Genomic DNA, 21,615 nt, shown 5'->3' with positions numbered 1-21,615 from the left:
AGGGAATTGCTAAAGCGTTCCGATCAGCTTACGCGGATGGCAAAGGACTCGCACTTAATTAAGGTGATGGGTCTGCTCTTAAACGCCGCCGATGAGTGCCGCCAGCCTGAAGGTCACCTCCAAAGCCCGCCCCGGCAGCCGTCTGGCCGTTGAAGTAGCGATTCCAGCCGAACGCAGCCAAGCCAGTTACGAAGCGGCGATCTCACAGCTCAGCCGCAGCGTGAATCTGCCTGGATTCCGCAAAGGCAAGGTGCCTCGCTCCGTTCTCGTGCAACAACTTGGCGGACTGCGCATTCGCGCAACCGCACTCGAGAACCTCGTGGATGGCATCTGGCGGGACACCATCAAGCAGGAAACGATTGAAGCCCTAGGCCAACCCGAAGTGGATGGCGGCTACGAAGCCTTGCTGGAGGCCTTTGAACCCGGAAAGCCCCTTTCCGTCACCTTTGAAGCCGATGTGGCTCCTACCCCAACCCTGAAAACCACCAAGGGGCTGAAAGCAGAAGCGGAGAGCGTCAGCTTCGATGCCGCAAAAGTGGACGACATGCTCGAGCAGTCCCGTCGTCAGCTCGCCACCGTGGTTCCGGTGGAAGGCCGCAAGGCTACAGAAGGTGACATCGCTGTGGTTGGTTTTAAAGGCACCTACAGCGACGACGGCAGCGAGATCGAAGGCGGCAGCGCAGAGTCGATGGACGTGGACCTCGAGCATGGCCGCATGATCCCCGGCTTCATTGAAGGCGTTGTGGGCATGGCCGTTGGTGACAGCAAAACCGTGGCCTGCAATTTTCCTGACGACTACCCCAAGGAAGATGCACGCGGACGCAAGGCCAGCTTCGAGATCGAACTGAAGGATCTCAAAACCAGAGAACTTCCCGACTTGGATGACGACTTCGCCAAACAAGCCAGCGAACAGGAAACGTTGGCAGAGCTCCGCTCTGACCTTGAAAAGCGTTTGAAGGATGACGCGGAACGCCGTACCACCAGCAATCGACGCGATGCCCTGCTCGCTGCTCTCGTTGAGCAACTTGAGGTGGAACTCCCCGAAACCTTGGTTCAACAGGAAGTGCGCAACCTGGTGGAGCAAACCGCAGCTCAATTCTCGCAACAGGGGATGGATGTGAAATCCCTGTTCACTCCTGAGCTCGTCCGCAACTTGATGGAGACCTCACGCCCGGAAGCGGAGGAGCGCTTGCGCCGCAGTCTTGCCCTCTCGGCCCTTGCGGAAGCAGAAAGCCTCAAGCTTGAGGACCCAGAGATTGACGCCAAAGTGAAGGAGGTCACAACCCAACTCTCTGGTGAGCGTGACATCGACCCCAACCGTCTGCGTCAAGCGGTGATCGAGGATCTCCTCCAAGAAAAACTGCTCGGCTGGCTGGAAGAAAACAGCACCGTGAGCGAAAAGGCACCTGAGGAAGACAAGCCGAGCGCCACCGATGCCTGAGCGGCGCCCATAGATTGCATTCATTAGTCCTAACGCCCGCCGCCGCGTGATCAACGCCCGCAGCCACCACCCAATCGAAAACCGCTGGCGAGGAACTCTTCCCGTCTCGGCTCACACCCCGTTTGCCTCTCCAGGGGTTCCCACGGTGGTGGAGCAGTCCGGGCGGGGTGAACGCTCCTTTGATATCTATTCCCGATTGCTCCGGGAGAGAATCATCTTTCTCGGCACCGACGTGAACGACCAAGTGGCGGATGCCCTGGTTGCTCAACTTCTTTTTCTAGAAGCGGAAGACCCTGAAAAAGACATTCAGGTGTACATCAATTCACCGGGTGGCTCGATTACGGCAGGTTTGGCGATCTACGACACCATGCAGCAGGTGGCTCCAGACGTCGTCACCATCTGCTACGGCCTCGCTGCCTCAATGGGAGCTTTTTTGCTGAGCGGAGGCTGCAAAGGCAAACGCTTAGCTCTCCCCAACGCCCGGATCATGATTCACCAACCTCTTGGTGGGGCCCAAGGTCAGGCCGTGGACATTGAAATCATGGCTCAGGAGATTTTATTTCTTAAGGAAACCCTGAACGGTCTGATGGCGGAACATACCGGCCAGCCGCTCGCCAAAATCACCGAAGACACCGAGCGGGACTACTTTCTTTCTCCAGCAGAAGCGGTTGAATACGGATTGATCGATCGCGTTGTGGACAACCTCGGAGGCGAAGGAATCATTACGGGGGGCTGACACAGCCCACTTCCCCCGCGATCCTACGTATCCAGTCCGATCCCACCCCGACCGGTTCTGCCTTTCCGTTTGATGTGTCCAGAGCCCGATGGCCAAATTTGACGCCCATCTGAAGTGCTCTTTCTGCGGAAAGTCCCAGGAGCAAGTGCGCAAACTGATCGCCGGGCCTGGTGTCTACATCTGTGATGAGTGCATCGATCTCTGCAACGAGATCCTTGACGAAGAGCTGATCGACGCTCAAGGCAATCCACGTCACGGCGCCGAACCCTCCAAAAAAACTGCTGTAGGTGGCACACGCAAAACCAGCAAGCCCGCTCCAACGCTGGCCACAATTCCCAAACCTCACGAAATCAAGGGCTTTTTAGACGAACAAGTCGTTGGTCAAGAAGCGGCCAAGAAGGTGATGTCCGTTGCCGTTTACAACCACTACAAACGCCTGGCATGGCAGGGTGATGGCCAAGGAGAAGCCGCCCAAACGGCCACCCGCCTGCACAAGAGCAACATTCTGCTGATTGGTCCAACGGGCTGCGGCAAAACACTGCTGGCTCAGACCCTGGCGGAAATGCTCGATGTGCCCTTCGCCGTTGCCGATGCCACCACCCTCACGGAGGCTGGCTATGTCGGAGAAGACGTTGAAAACATCCTGTTGAGGCTGCTCCAGAAAGCCGATATGGATGTGGAGCAGGCCCAGCGGGGCATCATTTACATCGACGAAATCGACAAAATTGCGCGCAAAAGCGAAAACCCGTCGATCACGCGTGACGTGTCTGGGGAAGGCGTTCAACAGGCCCTTCTAAAAATGCTGGAGGGCACCGTGGCCAACGTGCCTCCTCAGGGCGGCCGCAAGCATCCCTATCAGGACTGCATCCAGATCGATACGAGCCAAATCCTGTTCATTTGCGGTGGAGCCTTCGTCGGCCTGGATGACGTGGTGCAGAAGCGCATGGGCCGCAATGCCATCGGCTTTGTGCCGAACGATGGCCGGGGCCGCAACCGCGCCACCCGCGATATCAAAGCCGCTCAGGTGCTCCGTCATCTCGAACCCGATGATCTGGTCAAGTACGGCCTCATCCCAGAGTTCATTGGGCGCATGCCTGTGAGCGCCGTGCTCGAGCCCTTAGACGAGAGCGCACTCGAATCGATCCTCACCGAGCCACGCGACGCCTTGGTGAAGCAATTCAGCACGCTCTTAAGCATGGACAACGTGCAACTGGACTTCGAAGCCCAGGCCGTTGAGGCGATTGCCAAAGAAGCGCATCGCCGCAAAACCGGCGCTCGAGCCCTGCGCGGAATCGTGGAGGAGTTGATGCTTGATCTGATGTATGAGCTGCCCTCCGATCAGACCGTGACATCCTTCACGATCACCAAAGCCATGGTGGAAGAACACACCGGTGGCAAAGTGCTGCCCCTCCCCGACACCAAGCAGCACAAGGAATCGGCTTGAGCGTCACCCTGAATGGCCGCCGCTGACCATCTTTCAGTCCCCCGTCAGCACGGTCTGTTTCTGCATCACGGCATCGATCTGGGCGATGGCACCATCGCCCATTACCTCGAAGGACGAGAGATTCTGCGCAGTCCGTTGGAGGAGTTCAAACGCGGGTTAGAGACCAGCGTTGTCGAACATGACCGTCCATCTCCAGCAGGGGTCACGCTGCGGCGAGCGATGAGCCGCATCGGCGAACAGCGCTACAACCTGCTGTTCAACAACTGCGAACATTTCGCCAGCTGGTGCAAAACCGGCCGGCATCAGAGCGGCCAAGTGGAGAGCTTCCTGCACACCACCAGCCTCGGCGCTTTGGCCATCGGCCAGCTGATGCCTGCAGCGCTTCTCACAGGGCTGCGATTGCTCCTCAAGCGGGGTTTGGTGAATGAACAATCCCGAGATCGCGCACGCCGCGGCCTTTTGCAGCTAAAAAAACTCCGCCAGAGCTTGCTCGACCAACTGGAAGGCACGCTTGAACAGGCAGAGGGCTGGATCCGCGGCGGTCCAAACAATGGCGCCAGCGATCGCTACGGAGGACAGGGCAGAAAACTACTCAAAGCGGGCCAAAGCCTCGCCGATGAACTCGCAGCCGTGGAAGAACTCGAGCAGCGCATCAGCGATTTGCTCAACGAGCAACATGGGCGTTCCATCAGCGATCAAGCTGAGTAGCCTCAAGGTCTTGCGGGTAGTGCATGAGTCAGGCCTATCAGCCGCTGCATCACAAATACCGTCCTCAACGGTTTGATCAGCTGGTGGGTCAGGAGGCGATTGCCGCCACACTCGGCCATGCCCTCACCTCCGGACGCATTGCCCCGGCCTATCTATTCAGCGGCCCGCGCGGAACCGGCAAAACCTCCAGCGCCAGGATCCTGGCGCGCTCACTCAATTGCCTCAGCCACGACGGCCCAACGCCCCAGCCCTGCGGGACTTGTGAGCTCTGCACCACGATTGCGCGAGGCACCGCACTCGATGTCATCGAGATCGATGCCGCCTCCAACACCGGTGTCGACAACATTCGCGATCTAATCGAACGCTCCCGGTTTGCCCCTGTGCAGGCGCGCTGGAAGGTGTATGTGGTGGATGAGTGCCACATGCTCTCCACAGCCGCGTTTAACGCGCTGCTCAAAACCCTGGAAGAGCCACCGCCTCAGGTGGTGTTCGTGTTAGCCACGACCGATCCCCAACGGGTGCTGCCCACGATCCTGAGCCGCTGCCAGCGCTTTGACTTCAGGCGCATTCCACTCGAGGCTTTGAACGCGCACTTGGCCTGGATTGCCGAGCAGGAGTCGATTCCAATCCAACCAGAGGCGCTGCATGTGGTGGCCCAGCGCGCCCAAGGAGGGTTGCGCGATGCGGAAAGCCTTCTCGATCAGCTCAGCCTCCTGCCGGGACCGATCAAAGCGGATGCGGTCTGGGACCTGTTAGGAGCGGTTCCAGAGCAAGAACTTCTCAATCTTGCTGAAGCGCTTGCAGAGGGAGAACCGCTCACGCTGCTCGAGGCGAGCCGACGCCTGCTGGATCGTGGCCGGGATCCCGGTGCTGTACTGCAGGGTTTGGCAGGTATTTTGCGCGACCTGGTGTTGATGGCCGTTGCACCGGACCGTCCAGAGCTCACCGGGGTCTCACCACAATTTCGAGAGCAGTTGCCTCCACTCGCGCAACGCCTTGGCCGTCAGCGACTTCTGCACTGGCAGGCACAACTGAAGGGCAGCGAACAGCAACTGCGTCAAAGCGTCCAACCAAGGTTGTGGCTTGAAGTATTGCTGCTTGGCCTCCTTGCTGACGCCGAGATCGCCGTTGCAAAACCCAGTTCTGCAGCACCGGCCAGCAGGCCATTGAGCAGCGCACCAGCCATCAGCACACCGGCGGTCACCAGCACAGCTCCAGGTCCAGCCCCAGTCGCTGAAACACCAGCACCAGCCGTCAGCCTTCCCAACACGAGTCCACAACCGGTCGTCAGCTCAGAACCCGCTCCAACGCCACCATCAGCGCAAGAGCCTGCACCTGACAGCAACAACCTGCCTGAACTGTGGCAACAAATTCTCGCCAGCCTCGAGCTCCCCTCCACCCGCATGCTCCTGTCACAGCAGGCGCAACTGGTGCGACTCGATCCCCATCGCGCTGTGGTGCAGGTGGCTGGAAACTGGATGGGGATGGTGCAAAGCCGGGCCAGCTTGCTGGAGCAAGCCATCAAACGTTCCATCGGCGGGAACCGACAACTGGTTTTGGAAAACCACGGTGGCGCAGCCCCGATGGCCTCAACGCCAGCCGCCGCGCCCGCACCGAAATCAACACCATCCACCCCCAGCACAGATCCAACGCCGTCTCTACCGACGTCGTCGCAACCGAAGCCAGCACCTCCATCGCCAGTGGTGATAGCTGATGTGCAAACACCACCCATCACTCCGGTGGCAGCGCCCACAACAAGTTCAAATCCCGCAAGCTCGAAACCGCCCAGCGTCGTTTCAGCGGAGGTGAGTCCGCCTTCGATCATGGATGAAAAGGTGAAGCGCTTTGCCGACTTTTTTAATGGTCAGATCTTGGATGTGGAACTCGACAATGACTAGACCATTTCAACCATCAACGCTCAGGCTTTGACCGTCTCCTCAGTCCCACGATGGCTGGTTTTTGCCCAAACCAAGCTCTTGGGAAGCACCGCCATCCGCAGCGTGACCCAGGGAATCACAAAGAACCAATGGCTTAGGTAGGCAATACCCAACAGCAATGAGAATGGATCGGGTTGAGGTAAGGCAGGGCCTTCACTGCAGCGGCGGCACCCTCTCCAATACGCCACCCCTGACACGCCAAACGCCACGATCGACAAGGGCCAGTACACCGGTGAGGTTCGCGTTAAAGCACTGGTGACCAAGTCGGCAAACGAGAGCACAGGGAGGGCGTACTGAAGCAAGAAAAAACAAGCCAGGTCTCGGCGCTGACCAACCGTTAAGCGATTGGATAGCAACCCCGGCCAGTAATCAAAGAAGCGCTGCAACCCTCCTTCTGCCCAACGTTGTCGCTGCTTCAAAAGCGCCGAAATGGTCTCCACCGCTTCTTCTCGCACCGGTGGATTCCATAGCAGCGTTGTGCGAGCACCATGGAGTAAAAAACGAAAACTAAGGTCCAGGTCGTCCGTAACCGTGTCTTCGTTGAAGCCACCGCAGGCTTCCAGCACATCACGACGCAGCAACTGCCCGTTGCCACGAAGTTCAGACACCCCTCCACCCAACAGGCGACCCTGCTGAATCAGCGCATCAAATGCCATCTCCATCGCCTGGACGCGTGTTAGCAGGTTGGTATCGGCGTTTGTCACTGCTTTGCGCATCTGCACCCCAGACCAATCGCCCATCACGGCAATAGGAATCAAGCGTTCCAACTGGTCATCACTGATCTGACCATCGGCATCCAGCACGAGAATCCACTCCCCACTGCTTTGAGCCAAAGCAGCATTCAACGCACCAGATTTCCCTCCGCCTGCATTGCGCTGCCGGCGAATCACGTTCAGGTTGGGGTACTGAGGCTTCAGTTCATCGAGCAGATCTGGTGTTTTGTCTTCGCTGCCGTCATCAACGATCCAGGTGGTGAGTTGGTTAGCTGGATAGCGAAGCGCTCCCAGGCGTTCCATCAACCGTGCCACCACGGCCTCTTCATCCCTAGCCGCCACCACCACATCCACATTGGGCCAAGAGGCAAGGCTCTCGATGACGGCGGGGTCGGCGGCCAGGGACGCCTCAGGACTTGAGGTCCCATCCCCATCTTTTGAAGGGATGCTGTTCGCGGGCATGGCGCTCGCGTTAGATCCTCGTAGCGTTGTGCTGAGCGAGTACCCACCGAGCACGAGCGCAAGCGTGAGTGAGGGGATGAGACTCCTGGAGGGGTCAAGCCAATGGGGTGCTGCTCCAGCGCAACCGCAAGCCACCAAAAACAGGGCTGTCTTACCGCGTCGGCGATCGCCTGTCCCTGCGGCTAACACCCTGTCACCGTTCGAATTCATCGGACTTTAAGGGGCCTGACCAGGTTCAGAGCTTGAAGACGGCTGGACCGTAGTCAGTGTTGTACCTGGATAGTAGTGACTGAGGATCCGTTCAAAGCTCCAACCACGAGCCGCCAAATCGATGGCGCCGGCTTGCGAGAGGCCCACTCCATGGCCAAATCCTCCACCGTTAAAACGCCATCGATCGGGCCCAAGTGTCTCAATCACAAACAAGGTGCTGGGCAGGCGGCGCAGGGTGCGACGGATGCCATCCAGTCGCAACATGACCGCCTGCCCTTCAGCCGCCATCTCGATGTCGAGGGCCAGCACCCTTCCACTGGCTCCCCTCTTCTGCACGCTTAGGGCACTGGGGACACCACTAGACAAGCCAGCAGCCCGTAGAGCCTGGGCCACTTGGCCAGCGCTGTACGTCCGCGACCAACGAAAACGGGGGTGATTCGTGCCATAGGCACCCTCGCCGCGCGCCAGCAAGCCACGCACGGAGGAGACGTCCTGCAGCGGCAACACCGTTCCGTTGATCCATGCTTTTGATCCATCGGCACGAGCCTGAACATATGGAAGTGAGTCCATCGCCCAGGCCTCGTCTCCTCCAGCCATCACCCCACCGTTACTGGCGTGATACCAGGCTTGAATCGGCTCACCATTCCAAGCCAAAACCTGTCCAGCCGTCGCACGAATCGCCTGACGCACCGCAGCACTGGCTTGACGGGGATCGCTGTACACCTGGCACTGCGTATCACTGCAGAGGTGATAGCCATCGATTGCAAACCGATGACTATTCGCCAGGGCCCAGGTTCTCGCCAACACCGCCTGAGCCTCAAGTGCTGCCCTAGGGGATCCAGCGCCGATTTCGTGGGGAACCACCCCCTCTAAATAACGCTCAAGCGGAACTTGCTCCAGCAACGTCCAGCTGCCGTAGGCATCCGGCTGAAGACGAAATGGGCCACGCAGAACGCCTCCCTGCCAGAGCAGACCGCTTGGAGCCTCCAGCATCAACGGTCCCTGCAAGGTGCGTCCACCCGAGGGGCCCTCCAAGACGGCTTTCATCTCCGTTGTCAGCGTGCGCGCCGATCTCCGCACCGGGACCCCAGCAAGCCGCTCAGCGTCCATGGGTGCCCACACCTCCCAGTCGCCGGGATGGGCAACACGGGCGACCACACCTTGCTCACGCCAGCGATTCGCAATCCGTTCCGCTGATTCAAAACTGGCGAAGGGGCCGGCAATCTGGCGTGCAATCTCTACAGGTTCCGCCAAAGGAGCAAGTCGCCAACTGAGACGCAGCGACCTCGCCTCGGCAACCACGGTTCCGGCTCCATCCCTCAAGCGCAAGGACTGCTGGCCAGCACTGCTCAAGCTCAGCAAGGGCCCGGAAGCTTGCGTGGTGGTGCCGCGACCAAGGTGATCATCCAGTGCCACCCATAAAGGCGCCGTATTGGCCTTGGGCGGCAATGGCACCGCTCGATGGGTCAAAACTGCAGTAGGGACGAGTTCGAGGCTCGCTTCTTGAGCGCGACAGCTACAAGCGACCGCACTGACCAAAGCCAGCGGAACAACGACCCGGCGCTTCAGCCAGCCAAAGGGAGGAGTCATCGCCACGTCCGCTGCAACTGAATTCAGCATGACGCGGCTTGAATTGATTGGCTTTAAGGAAGGCAACGTTCTATGGTTGTCGCTTATGCCGCGTGCAGCCAGACCCATGCCCAAGCTCAAGACCCGCAAAGCAGCCGCCAAGCGGTTCAAAGCAACAGGCACTGGCAAGTTCATGCGTCGCCGCGCCTTTCATAATCACCTTCTCGATCACAAATCGCCGAAACAGAAGCGTCATTTGAAGACCAAGGCAGTGGTGGATCGCACCGACGAGGAACGCGTCACGCTGATGATGCCCTACGCCTGAGCGCAGGCCTGAGTCTTGCCAGGTGATGAGCCACGCAAGACATTTTTCCCTCAATTTCTCCACATCTGATTCATGGCTCGCGTCAAGAGAGGCAATGTTGCCCGTAAACGCCGCAATAAAATTCTCCGCTTAGCCCGTGGCTTCCGCGGTAGCAACGGAACACTTTTCCGTACGGCAAACCAACGCGTCATGAAGGCGCTTTGCAATGCCTACCGCGACCGTCGTCGTCGCAAGCGTGATTTCCGCCGTCTTTGGATTGCGCGGATCAATGCTGCAGCACGGATGAATGGCGTGAGCTACAGCCGTTTGATTGGTGGCCTTAAAAAAGCAGATGTGCGGATCAACCGCAAAATGTTGGCTCAAATGGCTGTTGTGGATCCTGCGAGTTTCGCCAACGTCGTGAATGCCACTCAAGGTTAATGATCAGTCCCCATCGGGACGTTTCTTGGGTCTGACATGAATGCTTTGCTGCCTCAGACCTATCTATTGGGCCTGATTGGCCTCTTGGCGATCGTCGCTGTTGTCGGCGGTCGCCAATTTTTACGCGTCCGTCGCGACGAACAAAGCCTGCTCAAGATGGAGCAAGAGAAGGTCGCGTCCTCCAAAGACGCAGGTGCCTTGTATGAGCTGGCGTCAGTTCAATTACGCAAGCGCCTATATCCTCAGGCGATTGTGACCTTGCGACAGGCCGTTAAAAGGCTCAACAATGAGCCCGATGAAGCGCGCGCGCTCATTGAAAATGCCTTGGGCTATGCATTGGCAGCAGAGAAAGATTTCACGACTGCCGTACGCCACTACAAAGCGGCATTACGGGCAAAAGAGGATTACCCAGTGGCGATGAATAACCTCGCTTTTGCCCAAGAACGCTTACTAGAAAATGAAGAAGCCTGTGCCCTCTACCGCCAAGCACTTGCTCTTGACCCTAAAAACAAAACAGCGCGCAAACGACTAAACCGCTTGGAACGCTCCGCTGCAAGAGAAAAAAGCTCGAATCAAGCGTCACCAAAGGGCCCGGATGGGCGCGGATTCTGAAACCGCACAGCTGCGCGAAAGGTCAAGACGACCGCCAGGGTTGGTGAGCCTTGGAGCTTCCCATCCAGCCAGTGAAAAATCCTGTAGTCCTAAAAATCTCCCACCAATTTCCATGTCATCGGTGAGCTCAGGAGACAAAGGCAGAAGATCGAGCTGATCCGACTTGGCATTGAGATTGCCCTGAACAGGCGTAGAAATCGAGCCAATGCGCATCTCACCGCGTAAATCCACCATCTGACCCATTGGCTTCAAACGGGTCAGGGTCAATTCCACATCCACGGTGGAATTAGACGTAAATGAGGTGTAATTTCCGCACCACTGGCGAGGCAGGGTGGCAGCCAGATCAGCCGCGCGCGCGACAGGGTCAAAACTCTCAACCGATCCCTCAAGTTCGAGCGGAATGGCTAGTTGTGAACTATCAAACGATTGGGAGGACTCAAACGGTGCCTGAATCTCAACCGGTATGTCGATGACGGGAGGAACGGGCATGCATGGAATAGATGATGGACGCACGGTAGAGCGGTTGCGGCCTGCTTGACCGCATCACGATCCGGTTCTCCAACCCAACCGCAGCTGACCCCTATGGATCCGACCCACTCCCACGACGATGCACTCCAAATCGGAGGGCGCAGCTTCCACAGCAGGCTGATCACGGGAACAGGCAAATACCCAAGCCTGGAGGCCATGCAGCACAGCCTGCAGCGCTCAGGCTGCGAGATGGTCACAGTTGCCGTGCGGCGGGTTCAGGCCGTCGCTGAGGGCCATGCAGGCCTGATGGAAGCGATTGACTGGTCTCGAATCTGGATGCTTCCTAATACGGCGGGGTGCACCAACGCAGAAGAGGCCGTGCGGGTGGCCCGGCTCGGCAGGGAGCTCGCCAAGCTGGCCGGTCAAGACAACAACAACTTTGTGAAACTGGAGGTGATCCCAGACAGTCGTCACTTACTGCCCGACCCCTTTGGCACATTGGAAGCCGCAGAAATGCTGGTGAAGGAGGGGTTCACAGTGCTCCCTTACATCAATGCCGACCCACTGCTGGCCAAGCGCCTAGAAGACGTGGGCTGCGCCACCGTGATGCCGCTGGGATCCCCCATCGGATCGGGACAGGGCTTGCGCAATGCCGCCAACATTGGCCTGATCATCGAGAACGCCAGGGTGCCGGTGGTGGTGGATGCAGGAATCGGCGTGCCAAGTGATGCAGCCCAAGCGATGGAGATGGGAGCCGATGCCGTTCTCATCAACAGCGCCATCGCCCTTGCGGGACAACCTCCGTTGATGGCAGAAGCGATGGCCTCCGCTGTGAAGGCAGGACGCCAATCTTTGCTTGCTGGCCGGTTGCCAACCCGTGCACAAGCCTCTCCAAGCTCTCCCACCAGTGGACGCATCAACGCCTAACAACGAACAACGCGCGGACCAGCCCATGTCACCCGCCGCGAGGTAACAGCCATATCTGGGAGTAAAGGAGCATGAAGAAGCAGGGGCGCAACAACGATCAACTCCATAACGTCCCGATCAGTTGCAACTGGATTTATGCAGGTCATTCAGGAAGATGGCGGTCGCCTCAACGCCTTCGCGAAGGAACCTCGAATGGAAGTCATCAGCGAAGGAGCCTCTCTCAGCAACGGCTCTCGGCTCCTGATCATCTCCGGAGCAGTGCTTGTGATCGCCCTAATGGCTCTGTCCGTAGCCGTTAGCTAAAAAGCCTGTAGTAACTTGCCAGAAATCAGCGGCTTGCTCGCTTCAGCAGGAGTTTGGGGTGAAAGTTCTCGTTTTAGGTGGTGACGGCTTCTGCGGCTGGCCTTGTGCGGTGAATTTGGCTGACCAAAATCACGATGTTGTGATCGTGGACAACCTCAGCCGTCGCAAGATCGATGTCGACCTTGAGGTGGAGTCATTAACACCAATCGTGAGCATCGGTGAACGCCTCAAGGTGTGGGAAAGCATTGGCGGCAAGCCCATGCGATTCATCCACATGGATATCGCCCACGAATACCAACGTCTTCTCGATCTCATCATCGAAGAGAAGCCCGATTCGATCGTGCACTTCGCCGAACAGCGCGCTGCGCCCTACTCGATGAAGAGCAGCGCCACCAAGCGCTACACCGTTGACAACAACGTGAACGGCACCCACAACCTGCTGGCCGCGATCGTGGAATCGGGCCAAGACATCCACGTGGTGCACCTCGGCACGATGGGTGTGTATGGCTATGGCTCCCACCGTGGCGCCACCATTCCTGAGGGCTACCTCAAGGTGGAAGTGCCCCAACCTGACGGCAGCCGTTTTGAAGAGGAAATTCTTCATCCGGCCAGTCCTGGCAGCGTTTATCACATGACCAAGACGCTTGATCAGTTGCTGTTTCTCTACTACAACAAGAACGACAAAGTCAGAATTACCGATCTTCACCAAGGGATTGTTTGGGGCACCAACACCGAGGCCACGGATCGTGATCCGCGTCTCACCAATCGCTTTGATTACGACGGTGACTACGGAACAGTTCTGAACCGCTTCCTGATGCAAGCAGCGATCGGATATCCACTCACCGTCCATGGCACCGGCGGGCAAACGCGCGCCTTCATTCACATACGTGACTCGGTGCGTTGCGTGCAGCTCGCGCTCGAAAACCGGCCTGAGAAGGGCGAACGGGTCAAGATCTTCAACCAAATGACCGAAAGCCATCAAGTGGGCGAACTCGCCAAGAAGGTGGCAGCGCTCACAGGTGCTCAGGTGAACAATCTTCCGAACCCCCGTAACGAAGCCGTTGAAAACGATCTGATTGTGGACAACCGCTGCTTCATCGAGCTGGGGCTTAAACCCACCACCCTTGATGATGGCCTTCTCAAAGAGGTTGTCGAGATTGCGACGAAATACGCCGATCGCTGCGACCGCAATCGCATCCTCTGCACGTCGGCCTGGACCAAGACGCAAGCCCAAGCCATTGGCAACGCCTCCTGATCAGGACTGACCCTTGAAAATCGCCTTTTTTACCGAAACCTTCCTCCCCAAAGTCGACGGCATCGTCACCCGGCTCACCAAAACGGTGAAGCACCTTGTGGATGCTGGAGATGAGGTGGTGGTGTTTTGTCCAGAAGGCGCACCCAGCAACTACATGGGAGCCAAGGTGGTGGGTGTTCCTGCCATGCCCTTGCCGCTCTACCCAGAGCTGAAGCTCGCTTTGCCACGTCCGGCTGTTTCCGAAGCCATCGATGCCTTCCAGCCAGACCTGATCCACGTGGTGAATCCAGCGGTTCTGGGCTTGGGAGGCATCTGGCTCGCCAAGAGCAAATCCATCCCCCTGATCGCCAGCTATCACACACACCTGCCGAAGTATCTCGAGCACTACGGCATGGGCATGCTCGAACCCTTGTTGTGGGAACTTCTCAAAGCAGCTCATAACCAAGCTTTGCTGAATCTCTGCACCTCCACCGCGATGGTGCAAGAGCTCAGCGATAAGGGCATCCAGCACACCGCCCTGTGGCAGCGGGGCGTGGATACAGAGATGTTCCGGCCCGAGTTGCGTAGCCCAGAACTCCGTCAACGCCTGCTCGGTGCATACGACGACCGCGGAGCACTTCTGCTGTATGTCGGTCGGCTCTCCGCAGAAAAACAGATCGAACGGATCCGTCCGGTGCTCGAGGCGTTGCCCGATGCGCGACTGGCGCTGGTAGGCGATGGCCCCCACCGGCAGCAACTGGAAAAGCATTTCGAGGGAACAGCCACCACCTTTGTGGGCTATCTGGCCGGAGAAGAACTCGCTGGGGCCTACGCCAGCGGTGATGCCTTTCTATTCCCATCAAGCACCGAAACCCTTGGCCTTGTGTTGCTCGAGGCGATGGCCGCTGGCTGCCCAGTGGTAGGTGCCAATCGCGGCGGTATCCCGGACATCATTAGCGACGGCGTGAACGGTTGTCTCTATGAACCAGACGGGGCAGATGCGGGGGCCGGCAGCTTGATCGAAGCCACCGGCAAGCTGCTTGGCAATGACCTCGAGCGTCAAGCCCTCCGCAATGCCGCCCGCTCAGAAGCCGAACGCTGGGGCTGGGCTGGGGCAACAGAACAGCTAAGGAGCTATTACCGCCAGGTGCTCTCCTCAGACCTCAGCTCAGCGGCCTAAGTCAAGTCTGTTTGCGATTGCGGTTCCACACTTCAATCACTTTCTTAGCCATCGGCAGCGCATGCACGGAGCCTCCCCCAGGGGTGTTCTGCGCAAAGGCCACCACCACGATCTCCCCGTTCGGGTAGGGGGCATAACTAGCAAACCAGGCATGATCTGGGCCACCCGTGCTGTCTTCCGCTGTACCGGTCTTGCCGGCCGCAGGAGGAATGCCCTCCCCATTCAGGCCGTAGCCGGTGCCGTCCTCCACCACCTTGCGCAAGCCTTCGCGGATCTTTGCCAGGGTTGCTGGCTTGATCGGCACCTTGGAACGCCGCGATGGAGCAGTCCAATCCAAGCCTTGATCGGCAAGGTGGGGGGTGACCAGCCAACCACCATTGGCAAACACGCAATAGGCCCGTGCCAATTGCAGCGGGGTGATCTGCACCACCGACTGACCAATCGAAGCCGAGGCCATGTCCTCAGGAATCCAAGGAGTGGAACCAGGCTCCGCCCAGCCGCGGCCCTCCTTTGCCCACTCTTCATCACCAACGAGACCCACATTTTCTTCCCAACCGATTTCAATCCCTGTCTTCCGCCCAAAACCAAGTTGCGTGGAGGCTTTCTTGAGAGCAAGCGAGCCTGCACCCACACCCACTTGATAGAAAAACGTATTGCTGGAGAAGCGCAGGGCATCGGCGTAGCCAATCCGTCCAAAGCCAGCACCATTGTGATCAGGGAAACAATGGCCGCCGTAGGTGATGCAGGCGGTGGTGTTCAACTTTACCTCCGCCGGAAATTTGCCCGACGCCATTCCCGCCATCGCTGTCACGGGCTTCCACGTGCTTCCAGGGTCATAGGCATTCATGGCACGGCTCAGCAGCGGCTTTTTGGGATTTGAAAACAGCGCGTCGTACTCCTTCTGAGTGGTGACAAGTTGCGAGAAAAAATTGGGATCAAACGTCGGATTGCTCGCAAGCGCCAAGATCGCTCCGTTGCGAGGGTCCATGGCAACAATCGCGCCGCCAGGCTTATCAGCCAAAGCCTGCTCAGCCGTCTTCTGAAGATCAAGATCCAGCGTGAGCGTGAGGTCTTTGCCGGCCACCGATGGCCGATCACCCAGGTGCCTCTGCACCTCACCCATGGCATTCACTTCGAGCATTTGCCCGCCCCACTTGCCCCGCAAATGCGACTCGTAGGCCGCCTCGACGCCGATGCGACCAATCCGATCGCGAATTTTGTAACCCCGATCAGCCAGTGATTTGTATTCCTCCTCCGTGATCGGCTGGGTGTAGCCGAGGGTATGGGCTGCCAATGTTCCGTGGGGATAGGCGCGAAGAATATCCACGTCCACTTGGGCGCCCTTCAGTCCGAGGGACTGCTCCCGGAAACGAAGCACCTGCTCGGAGCTGAGTTCGCTAGCCAAATTGATGCGGTAACCATTGCGATCCGGCCCGGACTGGCGGCGACGATCCAGGGTTGACGGGTCGAGATCCAGAAGACTGGCAAGGCGATCGCGCAACTCCGGCCAGGACGCGTCATCCACCAAGCGCGGCTCCACATACAACGAATAGGTGAGTTTGCTGGAGGCCAAGACCCGCCCTTTGCGATCAAGAAGACGGCCACGCGTTGGCGATCTCGGTACGAGTCGAATGCGGTTTTCATCCGCCAACTGCCTGTAGCGAGGGCCCTCCAACACCTGGAGCCATACCAAGCGAGCAACCATGGCGCTGCAAAACAACAGCACTAATCCGAACAAGACCAGGGGCTGCTGGCGCAAACCGCTTTGACGTTGAGCGTCCCTTTGGGGAGAGGCGGAGCGGGTCATGCCCTTCAGCTCTCTTGGTCAAGCTGAGCTTCCAAGGCCTGAAGCCGCTGGGTAATCCTCGCCAGAACCTCGCCCAACTGCTGTTCTTCCTGTTCTGGTGAACGGCCTTCTTCGATGACGTCAACCACCTCGGCGGTGGGCTCCTCCACAGCCACCTGCACGGGCATAACTGGATTGCCGAGCCCAGGACTCACTTGATCGAGTCGTTCACGCACACCCTTTGCGGCCGGTTCACCTTCATCGCGCAACTCACGCAACGGATCTGATGCCCCTGAGGTAAACGATTCCACAACCTTGGCGGGGCCTCCAGCACGGGCCCGCTCCACCAAAGCGAGCCCCACAGGCAACACGTCCTGCATCAATGCCAGTCGCAGGGTGTCAAACGGTTGATTGTCAGCCATGAGCAGACCCGACTCAGCGCATTCCAGTCTGCTGCGGAGGAGGCAAAAGTGTCGGACAACTTGAATTCGATGACCCAAGCCACCATCCACCCACACCTGTGAGCACCAACAACGCCACCGCTGGAGCCAAGGCGTGATGGGTCGCTTCTAAAGAAAGCCATTCCCCCCAGGAGCGCCAAAAACGATCACGGTCGAAGCGACGTCGTTCCCAGGTTTCCTGCTTGGCGCGTCGCCGGTACGACTTCTCCACCCAACGCTCAAACGATCGCTTCTTGGTGATCGCCATCTTGCGCTCCACCTCGAGCAGATGCCCGGAGCTGAGCTCAGGATGAAACGTCCCAATCAGCTCCATGCTTTTGAGGAACATCTCCACAGCTCCATCCTTAATCTCTCGATCAGAATCTTTGAGCAAGGTCCAGTCGAGCTCTGGATAAAAGCGACTGCGATTCGAGGCAATCTGCTCTTCCGAGAGCTGGCCCGGTTCGCGCAACCAACGATCCGTATTGCTGTCGAAACGACGCCAATACAAAAAAGGGTTGATGTAGATCGTTTTCCCTGCCAACAAAATGCTGTCTTGCTGAAGACGGCGCTGAAGCTGGAGGTCCTGCTCTTGAGCAGCGGTCAAGGGATTGATGCCGGGCGCCAAGGTTATCGACGCTGAGGCCTGTTCACCAGCCCCTTAAACAGGCTCATTCCCACTCAATCGTTCCTGGCGGCTTGCTGGTGATGTCCATCACCACGCGATTCACTCCTTTCACCTCATTCACGATCCGATTGGAAATCGTTTCCATCAGGTCATAGGGAAGCCTCGACCAATCAGCGGTCATGCCGTCCTCACTCGAGACACAGCGCAGCACGATCGGCCAGGCGTAGGTGCGCTTATCGCCCATCACCCCCACGGAGCGCACGGGAAGAAGCACCGCAAACGCCTGCCAAATGTCGTGATAGAGACCCGCCGCATTCACCTCCTCGCGCACGATCAGATCGGCGTCACGCAAACAATCAAGCTTTTCCTCCGTCACTTCGCCCAAGATGCGAATCGCCAGTCCAGGCCCTGGGAATGGATGGCGACTCACGATCTCCTCGGGCAACCCGAGCGTTCGGCCCACCTTGCGAACTTCATCCTTAAACAGTTTGCGTAGGGGCTCCACCAACTTGAAGCGCAAATCCTTAGGAAGTCCTCCCACGTTGTGATGGCTCTTGATCTTCACAGCCACACGCTCCCCGGTTTTGGGATCCACGTTGGTGCCAGCGCTTTCAATCACATCCGGATAGAGCGTTCCCTGGGCTAAGTAATCAAACGGCCCAAGCCGGCGGCTTTCCTCTTCGAACACGCGAATAAATTCCGTGCCGATGATTTTGCGTTTCTCCTCTGGATCGGTAATGCCATCGAGCTTCTTGATAAACCGTTCTCGGGCATGGATGTACTCCACATGAATATTGAATTTGCGATCAAAAAATTCCATCAGGAATTCAGGCTCGCCTTTGCGCATGAAACCTTGATCAATAAACATGCAAGTGAGCTGATCTCCAATTGCTTTCTTCAATAAAAAAGCAAGAGTTGAAGAATCAACGCCACCGGACAGAGCAAGCAGCACACGCTTTTGACCGACCTGCTCACGCACATTGGCGACAGCTTCATCGATAAAAGCTTCCGTAGTCCAATCGGGGTCGCAACCACAGATGTGATAAACAAAATTGCGAATCATCACCATTCCACCGGTGGAATGAACCACCTCAGGATGAAATTGAGTGCCGTATAAATGTCGGCTCTGATTTGCAATCGCCGCCTCAGGCGTATTCGCTGTATGAGCTAAGCGCACGAAGCCATCGGGCAAGGCTTCCACGGAATCACCGTGACTCATCCACATCGTGGAACCACTCTCCACATTCGTGAGCAGTGCAGTGGGGTCATCGACCACGAGCGGAGCCTTGCCGTATTCGGCCTTACCCGTGGCCGCCACCACCCGACCGCCAAGCTGCTGAACCATCAACTGCATGCCGTAGCAGACCCCCAGCACAGGGATGCCCAGATCCCAAATCGCTGGATCGCAAAGGGGAGCCTCATCGGCATAGACCGAACTTGGGCCTCCGCTGAGGATGATTCCACGGGGAGCCAACGCCCGTAATTCTTCAGCGCTGGTGCTGTAGCCCAACACCAGCGAGAACACCTCCGTCTCACGCACTCGGCGTGCAATCAGTTCCGAGTACTGGGAACCGAAATCAAGGATGACGATGGCCGGTTTGCGCTGACCTTCGCTCTGGACTGATGACATACCGCACTAGGACCGTCAAAAGAACGGCCTTCCAAACCTTCAGTGCCTTCAGCGTAGAGAAGGATCCAAGCCGGCCTCTTCCCCTTCCGAATGAATGCCAAGTCCGCAGCGAGCGAGAAGGGAGTGTCCTGTCAATCCAGTCCAGCGCAGCTGGCGTTGGCGATCAAATAACGCCGCACCGACCCGCATAGGCCAGGTGCCATAACGCTTTAGGTAAGCCTCGCTTCGCCATTCAACCGCCTGTGCGATCGCTTGCCAGACCCGATCTGCCTCAGTGGAATCACGCTTCTGAAGCTCTTGGAGCGCTGATTCCATCGACGCACAACCCAGCAGCTCTTTGATCAGATCAACACCGAGTCCCTGCTGCAGGGCAATCGCCGCAAGAACCTCCAAACGACCATCAGCCAAATGATGGTGGGTATGGAAGATCCCCCCAGCCAATTTGACCAGCTTTCCGTGATATCCGAGCAAGAGCAGATTGCTCACACCCGCTTCCGCACTGGCCACAAGCAAAGGCCCAATCCAGTTCCCTGCCTTCAGCAAAGGCTGTTGATCTGCAAGACCCAGCTGATGGGCGAGATCCAACCCGTTCTCCCCAATCACCAAGGTGAGAGATCCGCAGAAATCGGCTGCGCTGGCAATCGCCTGCAAGGCATCAAGACTGGCGCGCAGCTGATCGGGTGATGCACTCGACTGCACTTCAGCTTGCGTGCCAATCAAGGCCAGGCCATCCACCACACCAAAGGCTGCGTTACTGGTGCGCTGGGCCAGCTCGCGGCCAAGCGGAAACACAACTTCCAATTGCAAACATCGACCAGGAGGAACCAGGTCGCGCAGATTGGCCTCCAACAAACGGCGGGCGAAGTCAGACGCACAAAGATCTCCTTCACGCCCCTGTCTGCCGATTCCCTCCCCAGGCACGATCTCCAACCAACTTGTAACGGGCAAACTCCAACGCGCCTGAACCCAAATTTCTAAATCTCGCGTGAGATCGAGACCTGGGCCAGGATCACAGCGACTGATCGCCAAAGCTTGCTCACCCCCTTGCAAGGGCGCTGAAGACTGAATCGGCACATTCAGCGGCTGATCTCGACCTGGAATCTGCAGCGATTGTGGATTTTCAGTGGTCTGACCACACAGCACTTGTGTGGCCGCACGCGCTGCGGCGGCAACCCAGACGGGGAGAGTCAGCCCCTGGGGGGAATCTGTAAGGGATTGCGTGATACCGAATTGGAAGCGGATCGTTTTTTAGAATGGACGATTGGCGCTCTTCCGGACGTGCAGGACAAGCTCACCCTGATGATCCCCGGACCCACCCCGGTGCCAGAAACGGTTCTGAAAGCGATGGGACGCCATCCCATCGGGCACCGCAGCGGTGAGTTTCAAGCGGTGGTGGAACGTACAACAGCTCAACTGCGCTGGCTGCATCAAACCAACAACGACGTGCTGGTGATCACCGGTAGCGGCACAGCTGCTATGGAAGCTGGAATCATCAACACACTCAGCCGTGGTGATCGGGTGATCTGTGGCGACAACGGCAAGTTTGGCGAGCGCTGGGTCAAGGTGGCGCGTGCCTACGGCCTTGAGGTTGACGTCATCAAGGCGGACTGGGGACAACCCCTCGACCCAGACAAGTTCCGGACCGCTTTGGAAGCCGACAAGGACAAAACGATCCGCGCGGTGATCCTGACCCATTCAGAAACGTCCACAGGGGTGATCAACGATCTGGAAACGATCAGCCGCCACGTCCAAGCCCACGGCACAGCACTGACCATCGCCGACTGCGTCACCAGCCTGGGCGCCACCAACGTTCCCATGGATGACTGGAAGCTGGATGTGGTCGCATCTGGGTCCCAAAAGGGCTACATGATGCCGCCAGGACTCAGCTTTGTTGCGATGAGTGAGCGCGCTTGGACGGCCTACGAACGCTCGGATCTACCGAAGTTTTATTTGGATCTGGGCCCCTACCGGAAAACTGCAGCCAAGAACAGCAATCCGTTCACGCCTGCCGTGAATTTGTACTTCGCTCTCGACGCCGCACTGGAGATGATGCAGGCGGAAGGTCTTGAAGCGATTTTTGCCCGCCATGCGCGTCACCGCGATGCAGCACAAGCGGCGATGAAAGCGATCGGATTGACGCTGTTTGCAGCCCAAGGCCATGGAAGTCCGGCGATCACGGCAGTAGCTCCTGCAGGAATGGATGCAGAACTGCTGCGTAAAACCATCAAAGATCGCTTCGACATTCTGTTAGCTGGCGGTCAAGACCATCTCAAAGGCAAGGTGTTCCGCATTGGCCATCTCGGCTTTGTCTGCGATCGAGATGTATTGACAGCCGTAGCTGCCATTGAATCCGTGTTGCATTCACTCGGCTTCCACGAGGGCCAGATGGGTGCTGGACTTAGCGCTGCATCAGCCGTCTTAAGCAAGAATTAGGGCGATTAA

Annotated in this window: 21 protein-coding genes; 13 read left to right on the top strand and 8 right to left on the bottom strand. The window is 58.0% G+C overall.

Annotation, left to right across the window (positions count from 1 at the left end; all coding sequences use genetic code 11):
* The first annotated feature begins 91 nt into the window (after positions 1-91).
* From tig to SynMVIR181_RS00310, 5 genes are all read left to right on the top strand, one after another.
* Entirely contained in the window at positions 92-1,441 is a 1,350-nt protein-coding gene (gene tig / locus SynMVIR181_RS00330) for a trigger factor (RefSeq protein WP_186589582.1), read from the top strand.
* A gap of 46 nt (positions 1,442-1,487) precedes the next feature.
* Positions 1,488-2,177: an ATP-dependent Clp endopeptidase proteolytic subunit ClpP gene (clpP, locus tag SynMVIR181_RS00325; RefSeq protein ID WP_186589581.1), complete on the top strand. Its 690-nt coding sequence runs from the start codon at positions 1,488-1,490 to the stop codon at positions 2,175-2,177.
* An 88-nt stretch (positions 2,178-2,265) separates the two neighbouring features.
* Positions 2,266-3,621 (top strand): ATP-dependent protease ATP-binding subunit ClpX, encoded by a 1,356-nt coding sequence (gene clpX / locus SynMVIR181_RS00320; protein ID WP_186589580.1) that lies wholly within the window; start codon positions 2,266-2,268, stop codon positions 3,619-3,621.
* 12 nt (positions 3,622-3,633) lie between these two features.
* The gene (locus SynMVIR181_RS00315) at positions 3,634-4,329 is read left to right on the top strand and encodes a lecithin retinol acyltransferase family protein (protein ID WP_186524263.1); all 696 of its coding nucleotides are present in this window, start codon (positions 3,634-3,636) and stop codon (positions 4,327-4,329) included.
* A gap of 23 nt (positions 4,330-4,352) precedes the next feature.
* The gene (locus SynMVIR181_RS00310; RefSeq protein ID WP_186589579.1) at positions 4,353-6,227 is read left to right on the top strand and encodes a DNA polymerase III subunit gamma/tau; all 1,875 of its coding nucleotides are present in this window, start codon (positions 4,353-4,355) and stop codon (positions 6,225-6,227) included.
* A gap of 20 nt (positions 6,228-6,247) precedes the next feature.
* On the opposite strand, the gene SynMVIR181_RS00305 is transcribed toward SynMVIR181_RS00310, so the two are convergent.
* Positions 6,248-7,651 (bottom strand): glycosyltransferase family 2 protein, encoded by a 1,404-nt coding sequence (locus SynMVIR181_RS00305; RefSeq protein ID WP_186589578.1) that lies wholly within the window; start codon positions 7,649-7,651, stop codon positions 6,248-6,250.
* A gap of 6 nt (positions 7,652-7,657) precedes the next feature.
* The gene (locus SynMVIR181_RS00300) at positions 7,658-9,271 is read right to left on the bottom strand and encodes a SpoIID/LytB domain-containing protein (protein ID WP_186589577.1); all 1,614 of its coding nucleotides are present in this window, start codon (positions 9,269-9,271) and stop codon (positions 7,658-7,660) included.
* 76 nt (positions 9,272-9,347) lie between these two features.
* Between SynMVIR181_RS00300 and rpmI the strand changes: the two genes are divergently transcribed.
* The 3 genes from rpmI (at position 9,348) to SynMVIR181_RS00285 (ending at position 10,577) form a co-directional block, all read left to right on the top strand.
* Positions 9,348-9,545 carry a 50S ribosomal protein L35 gene (gene rpmI / locus SynMVIR181_RS00295; RefSeq protein ID WP_006855012.1) on the top strand — a complete coding sequence of 66 codons (198 nt, stop codon included), beginning with the start codon at positions 9,348-9,350 and terminating at the stop codon, positions 9,543-9,545.
* Positions 9,546-9,617: 72 nt separating this feature from the next.
* Positions 9,618-9,965, top strand: coding sequence for a 50S ribosomal protein L20 (rplT, locus tag SynMVIR181_RS00290; RefSeq protein ID WP_006855011.1), 348 nt, complete (start codon positions 9,618-9,620; stop codon positions 9,963-9,965).
* A gap of 36 nt (positions 9,966-10,001) precedes the next feature.
* The gene (locus SynMVIR181_RS00285) at positions 10,002-10,577 is read left to right on the top strand and encodes a tetratricopeptide repeat protein (RefSeq protein ID WP_186524260.1); all 576 of its coding nucleotides are present in this window, start codon (positions 10,002-10,004) and stop codon (positions 10,575-10,577) included.
* Here the strand turns inward: SynMVIR181_RS00285 and SynMVIR181_RS00280 are convergent.
* On the bottom strand, positions 10,545-11,066 hold the full coding sequence (locus SynMVIR181_RS00280) for a hypothetical protein (RefSeq protein ID WP_186589576.1): 522 nt from the start codon (positions 11,064-11,066) through the stop codon (positions 10,545-10,547). The genes SynMVIR181_RS00285 and SynMVIR181_RS00280 overlap by 33 nt on opposite strands.
* A 93-nt stretch (positions 11,067-11,159) precedes the next feature.
* Here SynMVIR181_RS00280 and SynMVIR181_RS00275 point away from each other — a divergent pair, with 93 nt between their 5' ends.
* The 4 genes from SynMVIR181_RS00275 to SynMVIR181_RS00260 all read left to right on the top strand — a co-directional run bounded on the left by SynMVIR181_RS00275 (position 11,160) and on the right by SynMVIR181_RS00260 (position 14,689).
* A complete protein-coding gene (locus tag SynMVIR181_RS00275) occupies positions 11,160-11,972 on the top strand; it encodes a thiazole synthase (protein WP_186525340.1) in 813 nt (270 codons plus the stop codon).
* A gap of 135 nt (positions 11,973-12,107) precedes the next feature.
* The gene (gene psb34, locus SynMVIR181_RS00270) at positions 12,108-12,275 is read left to right on the top strand and encodes a photosystem II assembly protein Psb34 (protein WP_186524258.1); all 168 of its coding nucleotides are present in this window, start codon (positions 12,108-12,110) and stop codon (positions 12,273-12,275) included.
* 58 nt (positions 12,276-12,333) lie between these two features.
* Entirely contained in the window at positions 12,334-13,530 is a 1,197-nt protein-coding gene (locus SynMVIR181_RS00265; protein ID WP_186524257.1) for an NAD-dependent epimerase/dehydratase family protein, read from the top strand.
* Positions 13,531-13,543: 13 nt separating this feature from the next.
* Positions 13,544-14,689, top strand: a complete 1,146-nt coding sequence (locus SynMVIR181_RS00260; protein WP_186589575.1) for a glycosyltransferase family 1 protein — start codon at positions 13,544-13,546, stop codon at positions 14,687-14,689.
* 1 nt (position 14,690) lies between these two features.
* On the opposite strand, the gene mrdA is transcribed toward SynMVIR181_RS00260, so the two are convergent.
* The 5 genes from mrdA to cbiD all read right to left on the bottom strand — a co-directional run bounded on the left by mrdA (position 14,691) and on the right by cbiD (position 20,397).
* Complete coding sequence (mrdA, locus tag SynMVIR181_RS00255; protein ID WP_186589574.1) at positions 14,691-16,496, bottom strand: penicillin-binding protein 2; 1,806 nt, start codon at positions 16,494-16,496, stop codon at positions 14,691-14,693.
* A gap of 5 nt (positions 16,497-16,501) precedes the next feature.
* Positions 16,502-16,897 carry a hypothetical protein gene (locus tag SynMVIR181_RS00250; protein ID WP_186589573.1) on the bottom strand — a complete coding sequence of 132 codons (396 nt, stop codon included), beginning with the start codon at positions 16,895-16,897 and terminating at the stop codon, positions 16,502-16,504.
* A gap of 13 nt (positions 16,898-16,910) precedes the next feature.
* Positions 16,911-17,522 (bottom strand): hypothetical protein, encoded by a 612-nt coding sequence (locus SynMVIR181_RS00245; protein WP_186590408.1) that lies wholly within the window; start codon positions 17,520-17,522, stop codon positions 16,911-16,913.
* 64 nt (positions 17,523-17,586) lie between these two features.
* Positions 17,587-19,173, bottom strand: a complete 1,587-nt coding sequence (gene guaA, locus SynMVIR181_RS00240) for a glutamine-hydrolyzing GMP synthase (protein WP_186589572.1) — start codon at positions 19,171-19,173, stop codon at positions 17,587-17,589.
* Positions 19,174-19,221: 48 nt separating this feature from the next.
* A complete protein-coding gene (cbiD, locus tag SynMVIR181_RS00235) occupies positions 19,222-20,397 on the bottom strand; it encodes a cobalt-precorrin-5B (C(1))-methyltransferase CbiD (RefSeq protein WP_186590406.1) in 1,176 nt (391 codons plus the stop codon).
* A 54-nt stretch (positions 20,398-20,451) separates the two neighbouring features.
* On the opposite strand from cbiD, the gene SynMVIR181_RS00230 reads away from it, so the two are divergent.
* Positions 20,452-21,606 (top strand): alanine--glyoxylate aminotransferase family protein, encoded by a 1,155-nt coding sequence (locus SynMVIR181_RS00230; protein WP_186590407.1) that lies wholly within the window; start codon positions 20,452-20,454, stop codon positions 21,604-21,606.
* Positions 21,607-21,615: the final 9 nt, after the last annotated feature.

Origin of the sequence: Synechococcus sp. MVIR-18-1 (assembly GCF_014279835.1) — a bacterium.
Classification (GTDB): Bacteria; Cyanobacteriota; Cyanobacteriia; order PCC-6307; family Cyanobiaceae; genus Synechococcus_C.
This window is presented reverse-complemented; position numbering and strand designations above follow the sequence as displayed.